Below are 8,018 nucleotides of genomic sequence, written 5' to 3'. Positions count from 1 at the left end.
TGCACGGTGACTGGAGTTCAGACGTGTGCTCTTCCGATCTTGCCCTTGTACGAAGTGTTTTGCAACGTGACCGGCATCAATGTGCTGGCTCTGGGTGATCGATTCATCGAAAGCGCTGGTGACTCCAAACCATTGAACACCCAGGTGGACGACACCCGTACCGTGACGGTGGAGTTTGATGCGAACGTGCGCGGACTGTGGCGCTTCAAGCCAGAGCAGAGCAGTTTGCGCGTTCATCCCGGTGAAATGGCCACGATCATGTATGAGTTTCAGAACATGCAGGGCCGTAGCATCACCGCGCAGGCGGTACCCAGCTACGCGCCTGAACAGGCTGGTCCCAACTTTCACAAGCTTGAGTGTTTTTGCTTCAAGGAGCACACCTTGGCGCCTGGCGAGAAGAAGTCATGGCCTGTGGTTTTTGTGGTCGACAGCGACTTGCCCAGAGATGTCAAGACCATCACGCTGTCCTACACTTTTTTTGAAGTTGGTGGCAAGACGCCACCAGCGCCAGTTGCCAGTAACTGGGCTAATGTTCAGGCAAAGGATGGTTCCTGATGGCAGAACGTTTGCCTGAGACTAAAGGCGCCGGTAAGGTGTCTTTCTGGCGCACGGTCCGGGTGGTGGCCTGGGCTTTTGTGGGCTTGCGTAACCGCAGCGGCCACCAACAGGATATGGCGCAGGTCAAGCCGGTGCATGTGATCGTGGTTGGCGTGTTGGGGGCCTTGTTTTTGGTGTTGACACTGATCTGGTTGGTCAACACCGTGCTGGCTGCGTAAGGCGGCTGGCGGTTTGAATTGGTGAAATTTAAGTGCTAAAGGTGAAAACAGAATGAGTACTACTGCCCACGACAAGACGCCCTATTACTATGTACCGTCGCCTTCCAGGCATCCTGCCCTGGGCGCTGTCGGGCTTTTCTTTGTACTCCTGGGTGCCGGTAATTGGATGAATGGCATTACCTGGGGGAAATACTCCTTGGTGTTCGGTTTGCTGTGGTTCCTCGTGGTTTTGTTCCAGTGGTTCAAAGATGCCATCGGTGAAAGCGAAAGCGGGAAGTACAGCCGGCGTATCGACATTTCCTTCCGTTGGAGCATGGGCTGGTTTATTTTCTCTGAAGTGATGTTTTTCGGTGGTTTCTTTGCCGCACTGTGGTGGCTGCGGGTGCACTCGGTGCCCAACTTGGCCAATGCCGAAAATGCTTTGCTGTGGCCTGAATTCAAAGCGCTGTGGCCCAGCGTGGTGGCCGGCGTGACTGCTGCCCCAGCCGGCATCATTGAGCCGTTTGAAGCCATGACACCGTTCTGGCTGCCCACCATCAATACGGCCTTGCTGCTGACTTCCGGGGTCACCTTGACCGTGGCTCACCATGCGCTGATTGCCGGGGACCGTGGCAAGACCATCAATTTCATGTGGCTGACGGTAATTTTGGGTCTGGTCTTCCTGTTTGTGCAGGGTTACGAATATGCCCATGCTTACCAAGAGATGAACCTGACACTGGCTTCAGGGGTCTATGGTTCGACCTTCTTCATGTTGACCGGCTTTCATGGTTTTCACGTGTTCATTGGCATGTTGATGCTGCTGTTCATCACCCTGCGTCTGCGTAAAGGCCACTTCACGCCAGAGCACCATTTTGGCTTTGAAGGTGCCGCTTGGTACTGGCACTTTGTGGACGTGGTGTGGTTGGGGTTGTACATCGTGGTCTATTGGCTCTGACCTTAGCACCGTCCTCCTCAGGCATCGCAGCTTAGTGCTGTGCCAAAAAAACGCCCGACGGGCCTTGGCTCTTTAGGGTATGCCCGTCGGGGTAATCAGCCCCAGCCACCAGGCCGCCAAAATGCTTGTGAACAGCAATATAGACAGGCCAACCCGTAGCGCCAGCGACTTGGCCATGGATTTGGCGCGGTCGTTGTCGCTGCCGTCTTTTTTCATCATGAAGACGAGCGCAGAGGCCAAACTTCCCAAAATACCAATGAAGGCCACAATGACAATGTATTTCATGAACGGGATTATCACTTGAGTGCACGCGGGCGTTTCTGGATCGCGAGTTGTGTCTCGCTGCTGTTATTTGTGCTGGGTCTGGAACTGGGGCAATGGCAGCTAGGTCGTGCCGCCCAGAAGATCGCCTTGCGCGACGCGATCGCTGAAAACCACGCAAAACCACAGTTGAATAACGAAGGTTTTCTGGCCATGCCCAACACGGGTGAACTGCTTTATCGGCGCGTGAATTTGACTGGCCGTTGGTTGACCGACGCCACCGTCTTTCTGGACAACCGGACCATGAACGAACGTGTGGGGTTTGTGGTGGTGACGCCTTTGAGGCTTGAGCCCACAGGGCAGGTGGTACTGGTGCAAAGGGGCTGGGTGGCGCGCAATTTCGTGGATCGCCAGGCGCTGCCCGATATCGTGAACCCATCATCGGTGGTCCAGATTGAAGGCATGGTATCCCCACCACCGTCCCGTCATTTTGATTTGGGCGGCGCTGATGACGGACGCATCAGGCAAAATCTGGATCCGAAGACCTACGGGGACGTTTTGGGCTTTGCTCTGACGCCTGTTTCCGTGCAAGAGACCGGCGCCCAGCGCGACGGGTTGTCTAGAAATTGGCCGCAGCCCAATACCGGTGTCGACACCCATTATGGTTATGCATTTCAGTGGTTCACCTTGAGCGGTCTGGTCGCTCTCTATTACCTTTGGTTTCAAATTGTCAAACGATTCCGACGCACCCAAGTCTGAAGACTGGGCTACACCGTTGACCATGGTTGTCAACACCGTGCCAACTGCCCAGGAGGCTCTGCGCGATCCGCCCGGGCGCACGCGCCGGGGCCGTGCTTGGCTGTTGCTGGTCTGGCTGGTGTGTGCTGCGCCGGTTGTGGCGTCCTACCTGACCTTTTACTTTTTCAGGCCGGATCGGATCAAGAGTTTCGGCGAACTGATTGAGCCGCAGAGGGATGTGCCGGTTTTGTTGACCCATGGTCTTGATGGCAAGCAGGACCAGCTTGCCTCGCTCAGAGGCCAATGGCTGCTGGTCAGCGTTGCCGGCGGCGCCTGCAACGCCCAGTGCCAACAGCATTTGTATTTGCAGCGCCAACTGCGTGAGACCATGGGCCGCGAGAAGGACCGGATTGACTGGGTCTGGTTGGTGGATGACCAGGCCGAGGTGCCGCAAGCCTTGTTGCCGGCCTTGAGCAGCGCGCTGGTGTTGCGGGTGGATGCCGCAGGTCTGACGCAATGGTTGTCGCCTGACAAGGGACAGAAGCTGTCTGATCATCTCTATGTAGTCGACCCTTTGGGCAAATGGATGATGCGTTTTCCGGCCGATCTGGACGTCAAGAACGCGGCCCAGGCCAAACGCGATCTGAGCCGATTGCTGACCGCTTCGGCGTCCTGGGACAAGCCCGGGCGTGCCGACAATCCTTGAGCCCAGCGTGACTTCTTTGTACGATTTATCGCCTCTGGCGCAGATGCTGCTGATTGTGGCCGGCGTGGTGGTGCTGCCGATCGCCTGGATCTGGCGCCGCCACCCCACGCTGCAGGCAAGACGCCATGCACTGACGGTGCTTCTCTTGTTCGTGACCTTTGACCTGGTGATCTTTGGTGCCTTCACCAGGCTGACCGACTCGGGTCTGGGCTGCCCGGATTGGCCAGGTTGTTATGGCAGTGGTTCGCCTTTTGGGGCGTCGCAGCAGATCGACCAAGCCCGCAGTGCGATGCCCAATGGACCGGTCACCCACAGCAAGGCATGGATCGAAATGCTGCACCGCTACCTGGCTGCAAGCGTTGGCGCTTTGATTGTGGTCCTGACGGTGCTGGCCTGGCGCCAGCGCTGGCTGGCGCGCAGCCAGGTTGATTTGACAGCGCTGGCCGTGGCGGGCCCATGGCTGCCAACATTGACCCTTTTTTGGGTTTGTGTGCAAGGCGCTTTTGGTGCCTTGACTGTCACCATGAAGCTGTATCCGGCGATCGTCACCTTGCATTTGTTGGGTGGTCTGGGTCTGCTGATGCTGCTTGGCCTGCAAACGACGCATGGAAACCCGATTGCACAGGCGCTGCCGGCCATACCCCGTTCACTCCAGCGCTACTTGTCCCTGGTTCTGTTGATGCTGGTTTTGCAAGTCATGCTTGGCGGCTGGGTCAGCACCAACTACGCGGTGCTGGCTTGCAATGATTTTCCGATGTGTCAGGGGCAGTGGTGGCCTGCAATGGACTTTCGCCAGGGGTTTGAAGTCTGGCGGGCGCTGGGTATGACGGCGAGCGGCGTGCCCATCGACTTTGCCGCACTGACCGCTATTCATTACGTGCACCGTTTGATGGCTTACCTGTTGCTGGCCCTGTTGGGTGTGTCCGTCTACTTGTTGCAACGCGCCAGTTGGCGGCGCCCGGCCAAGCTGTTGGCCGCCTTGACAGGGTTGCAGTTGATCACGGGGTTGAGCAATGTGGTGTTTGACTGGCCTTTGGCGGCCGCCTTGTTGCATACCGCCGGGGCTGCGGCCCTGGCCCTGTTGTTGACCTGGCTTGTCGCAAAGTCCAAGCGCATCTCGGACAGGGAAGCACGTGGCCACTCTGCCATGAAAGAATTTGGGAGCGTCGCATGAACCAAGCCACTCAACCGACTGAACCAGTCATGGCCAGGGAGGCCTCCATCTGGGCACAGTACTACGCGTTGACCAAGCCGCGCGTCATTCAGTTGATTGTGTTTTGCGCCCTGATCGGCATGGTGCTGGCCGTGCCAGGCGTGCCGTCCTGGCACGAGGTCGGTGTGGCCGCGCTGGCTTGTCTGGGCATTTGGCTGGTTGCCGGGGCCGCCGCCGCGTTCAACTGTCTGATTGAAAAAGGCATTGATGCCAAGATGAAACGCACCGCGTGGCGCCCGACAGCGCGGGGTCAACTGGGAAATCATCATACCCTGCTGTTTTCTGTCACCTTGTGTGCGCTGGGTTCGGCGTTGCTTTATTTTGCGGTCAATCCGCTGACCATGTGGTTGACGTTTGCCACCTTCATTGGCTACGCAGTCATCTATACGGTTATTCTGAAACCATTGACGCCGCAGAACATCGTCATTGGCGGCGCTTCCGGGGCCATGCCGCCAGTGCTAGGCTGGGCCGCCATGGCAGGCAATGTGGGGCCGGAGGCGCTGATCCTGTTTCTGATCATTTTCCTGTGGACACCACCGCACTTTTGGGCGCTGGCGCTGTACCGTGTGGAAGATTACCGCAAGTCCGGCCTGCCGATGCTGCCGGTGACCCACGGCAACGAATTCACCCGGCTGATGGTGCTGCTCTACACCTTCATCCTGCTGGCTGCGTGTTTGCTGCCTTTCATTTATGGCATGAGTTCCTGGCTGTACCTGATGGTCGCGGTGGTGCTGAACGCCGGGTTCATCTTGCATGCCTGGTACTTGTGGCGTGACTATTCCGATTTGCTTGCGCGCAAGACCTTTCGTTTTTCACTCATTCACCTGAGTTTGCTGTTTGCTGCACTGCTGATTGACCACTACATTTGACAGGCATGGGCGCAGACAGTCCCCCATTTATGATCGACGTTATGAATAAACGAAACGCGCTTAAATCGATGGCTGCCTGCACCATGCTGGTCGGTGTTACATGCCTCTTCACTGCCTGCTCACCCAATGCCCCTCAATTCACGGCCATCGACATCACCGGTGCCGATTACGCCAAAGACTTTGTCCTCTCCGACCACAATGGTCAGGTGCGCACGCTCAAAGACTTTCAGGGCAAGGTCGTCATGATGTTCTTTGGCTACACCCAGTGCCCCGACGTTTGCCCGACCTCCATGGTCGAGATGGCCCAGATCAAGCAATTGCTGGGCAAAGACGGTGAGCGCGTCCAGGGCCTGTTTGTCACTATCGATCCCGAACGCGACAAGCCCGGGATGCTCAAGGAATACATGGCCGCTTTTGATCCCTCCTTTCTGGCGCTGGTGCCAACGCCTGAGCAGTTGGCCGTGCTGGCCAAAGACTACAAGGTGTATTACAAAAAGGTGAACGGTCCAACCCCCACCAGCTACACCATGGACCACACCGCTGGCAGTTATGTATATGACCCGAGGGGCAAGCTGCGCCTGTTCACGCGTTACGGTACCAAGCCTGAACTCACGGCGGCTGACATCAAACACTTGCTTGCGTCGGTTCCCTGACGGTCGGCTGCAAGCATGTGAGGCCTTGCGTCGTGTGTGTGAACCCTGCGTATCCTCATCTTGCGGGCGTCGGGCTTGATGTAAAGTGAAACCAGCCAATGCATTGCTTGTGCCGGACAAACAGCCGGACTTAACCCAGGAGAAATCACGTGCAAATTCAAGTTAATACCGACGACCATATTCAAGGTGGCGAACCCCTGGCCCAATGGGTGCGCGAAGAAGTGGGCAGCCGTCTGGCCCGGTTCAAGGAACATATCACGCGTCTGGAAGTCTTTTTGACCGACCTCGACAGTGCCAAATCGGGTGTTAACGACAAACGCTGCCGACTCGAGGCCCGTGTGGCCAGTCGCCAGCCTGTCACCGTCACGGCCGAGGCCGACAAGATGGGCGTTGCCCTCATCAATGCGGTGGACAAGCTGGCCAGCGCCCTGGACGCCGACCTGGGTCGCGTCAAGGATCGAAACGGGCGTGACACGATTCGTGCAGCGGCACAAGAGTAGCTGGGCACAGGCGAGCCTGTCAACGTCTCAAGTGGCTTGACCCCGGCAGGGTGACCGGTGTTGCTTGGGTGTTGCCGCAATCGTTATTGGTTGCTCACGTCCAGTGTTTTGATGATGGCGCCATACATTCGGGTATCTGCCTGAATCCGTTTGGCCAGGCCTTCGGGTGACGAGCCCACCACTTGCCAACCCTGGGCGTACAGTTTTTGCCGTACCTCGGGTGTGCGGGCAATGTCACTGACCAGCGCGGCCAGTTTGGCCACCAGGGCGGGCGGCATGGATTTGGGCGCGGCCACCGCATTCCAGATTTCCAGGTTGAAGTCAGGCACGCCCACTTCCGCCATGCTCGGCAGATCGGGCGCCAGGGCGCTGCGACCGCTCGAGGTCACGCCGATGGCACGCAGCTTGTCGCCTTTGACCTGGGCCATGGCCAGTGCGGGCGGCAGCATGGATAGGTGCAACTGCCCGCCAATCATGCCGGTGGCCACCTGCGCGTAACCGGGATAGGGCACGTGAACGGCCTGGGTGCCGGTTTTGCTTTTGAACAGTTCCATGCCAATGTGGCCGACGGTGCCAACACCGGGCGAGCCATAGCTCCAGCGGTCGCCCGCTTGTTTGGCAGCTGCCAGAAAGGCTTGGGCATTGGCGCCAGGCGCCGATTTGGGCGCCATCAGTACCAGTGGCGAGACCCCCACCAGACTCACAGGCAGCAAATCCTTGAGCGGGTCGTATGGCAGCTTGGGGTTAAGCAGTTTGGCTGTGGTCAGGTTGCCGTTGATCATCAGGCCCAGGGTATGGTTGTCAGTGGCCTTGGCTACGTAGTCGGCAGCAATGTTGCCTCCGGCACCCACCTTGTTTTCCACAATCACTGGCTGGCCCAGCGCTTTGGAGAGGGGCTCGGCCAGCGTGCGGGCTGTCAGGTCAGGTGAAGAACCGCCCGGGAAGCCGACGATGATGCGAAAGGTCTTGCTGGGCCAGGCCGGCACTTTTGAAGTGACTTGGGCTGTCGCCAATAAGGGCAGGGTGCTGGCTGCGATTGATATGACGGAAAGTTTGATCCACTGACGACGCATGATGACTCCTGTAAAAAAATACCCCTGAGGCCGGGGCTGTCAGGGGTATTGTGGCGCAGGGCACAGGGCTTGCCTGCACCTGCCGGTCTTTTTGCCGAAGGATCAGGCAAATTCAACCAGTGCCTTTTTCATTTTTTTCATGGCAGCGACCTCAATTTGGCGAATGCGCTCGGCGCTGACGCCATACACCGCTGCCAGGTCATGCAACGTCATGCCGCCCGAGTTGTCGTCGTTCACCTTCAGCCAACGCTCCTCCACGATGTGGCGGCTGCGCGCATCCAGCGTATCGAGTGCC

Annotated in this window: 12 protein-coding genes; 9 read left to right on the top strand and 3 right to left on the bottom strand. The window is 57.9% G+C overall.

Annotation, left to right across the window (positions count from 1 at the left end):
* From NDI87_RS15015 to NDI87_RS15005, 3 genes are all read left to right on the top strand, one after another.
* Positions 1 to 555, top strand: a 555-nt coding sequence (locus tag NDI87_RS15015; protein WP_296276244.1) for a cytochrome c oxidase assembly protein, incomplete at its 5' end; no start/stop codon positions are given.
* Positions 555 to 776: a DUF2970 domain-containing protein gene (locus NDI87_RS15010; protein ID WP_296276243.1), complete on the top strand. Its 222-nt coding sequence runs from the start codon at positions 555 to 557 to the stop codon at positions 774 to 776. The genes NDI87_RS15015 and NDI87_RS15010, both read left to right, overlap by 1 nt.
* A gap of 52 nt (positions 777 to 828) precedes the next feature.
* The gene (locus NDI87_RS15005; protein WP_296276242.1) at positions 829 to 1,710 is read left to right on the top strand and encodes a cytochrome c oxidase subunit 3; all 882 of its coding nucleotides are present in this window, start codon (positions 829 to 831) and stop codon (positions 1,708 to 1,710) included.
* Between the two features lie 72 nt (positions 1,711 to 1,782).
* Here the strand turns inward: NDI87_RS15005 and NDI87_RS15000 are convergent, their stop codons facing one another.
* Positions 1,783 to 1,995, bottom strand: coding sequence for a twin transmembrane helix small protein (locus tag NDI87_RS15000; RefSeq protein ID WP_296276241.1), 213 nt, complete (start codon positions 1,993 to 1,995; stop codon positions 1,783 to 1,785).
* 15 nt (positions 1,996 to 2,010) lie between these two features.
* Between NDI87_RS15000 and NDI87_RS14995 the strand changes: the two genes are divergently transcribed.
* From NDI87_RS14995 to NDI87_RS14970, 6 genes are all read left to right on the top strand, one after another.
* Positions 2,011 to 2,730, top strand: a complete 720-nt coding sequence (locus tag NDI87_RS14995; protein ID WP_296276240.1) for an SURF1 family protein — start codon at positions 2,011 to 2,013, stop codon at positions 2,728 to 2,730.
* A 22-nt stretch (positions 2,731 to 2,752) separates the two neighbouring features.
* Positions 2,753 to 3,415: a hypothetical protein gene (locus NDI87_RS14990; RefSeq protein WP_296276239.1), complete on the top strand. Its 663-nt coding sequence runs from the start codon at positions 2,753 to 2,755 to the stop codon at positions 3,413 to 3,415.
* Positions 3,416 to 3,458: 43 nt separating this feature from the next.
* The gene (locus NDI87_RS14985; protein ID WP_296276245.1) at positions 3,459 to 4,589 is read left to right on the top strand and encodes a COX15/CtaA family protein; all 1,131 of its coding nucleotides are present in this window, start codon (positions 3,459 to 3,461) and stop codon (positions 4,587 to 4,589) included.
* A complete protein-coding gene (cyoE, locus tag NDI87_RS14980) occupies positions 4,586 to 5,497 on the top strand; it encodes a heme o synthase (RefSeq protein ID WP_296276238.1) in 912 nt (303 codons plus the stop codon). Before NDI87_RS14985 ends, cyoE begins: the two co-directional genes overlap by 4 nt.
* A gap of 41 nt (positions 5,498 to 5,538) precedes the next feature.
* Complete coding sequence (locus NDI87_RS14975) at positions 5,539 to 6,150, top strand: SCO family protein (protein WP_296276237.1); 612 nt, start codon at positions 5,539 to 5,541, stop codon at positions 6,148 to 6,150.
* Between the two features lie 149 nt (positions 6,151 to 6,299).
* The gene (locus NDI87_RS14970; RefSeq protein ID WP_296276236.1) at positions 6,300 to 6,650 is read left to right on the top strand and encodes an HPF/RaiA family ribosome-associated protein; all 351 of its coding nucleotides are present in this window, start codon (positions 6,300 to 6,302) and stop codon (positions 6,648 to 6,650) included.
* Between the two features lie 83 nt (positions 6,651 to 6,733).
* Here NDI87_RS14970 and NDI87_RS14965 read toward each other — a convergent pair whose 3' ends face one another.
* A complete protein-coding gene (locus NDI87_RS14965; protein WP_296276235.1) occupies positions 6,734 to 7,723 on the bottom strand; it encodes a tripartite tricarboxylate transporter substrate-binding protein in 990 nt (329 codons plus the stop codon).
* A 102-nt stretch (positions 7,724 to 7,825) separates the two neighbouring features.
* The coding region (locus tag NDI87_RS14960) for a sigma factor-like helix-turn-helix DNA-binding protein (protein WP_296276234.1) at positions 7,826 to 8,018 on the bottom strand (193 nt) is incomplete at its 5' end.

Origin of the sequence: Rhodoferax sp., from assembly GCF_023701345.1 — a bacterium.
Taxonomy (GTDB): Bacteria; Pseudomonadota; Gammaproteobacteria; order Burkholderiales; family Burkholderiaceae_C; genus Rhodoferax.
Note: the sequence above shows the minus strand (reverse complement) of the source record. Positions and strands in the feature narration are given on the sequence as shown.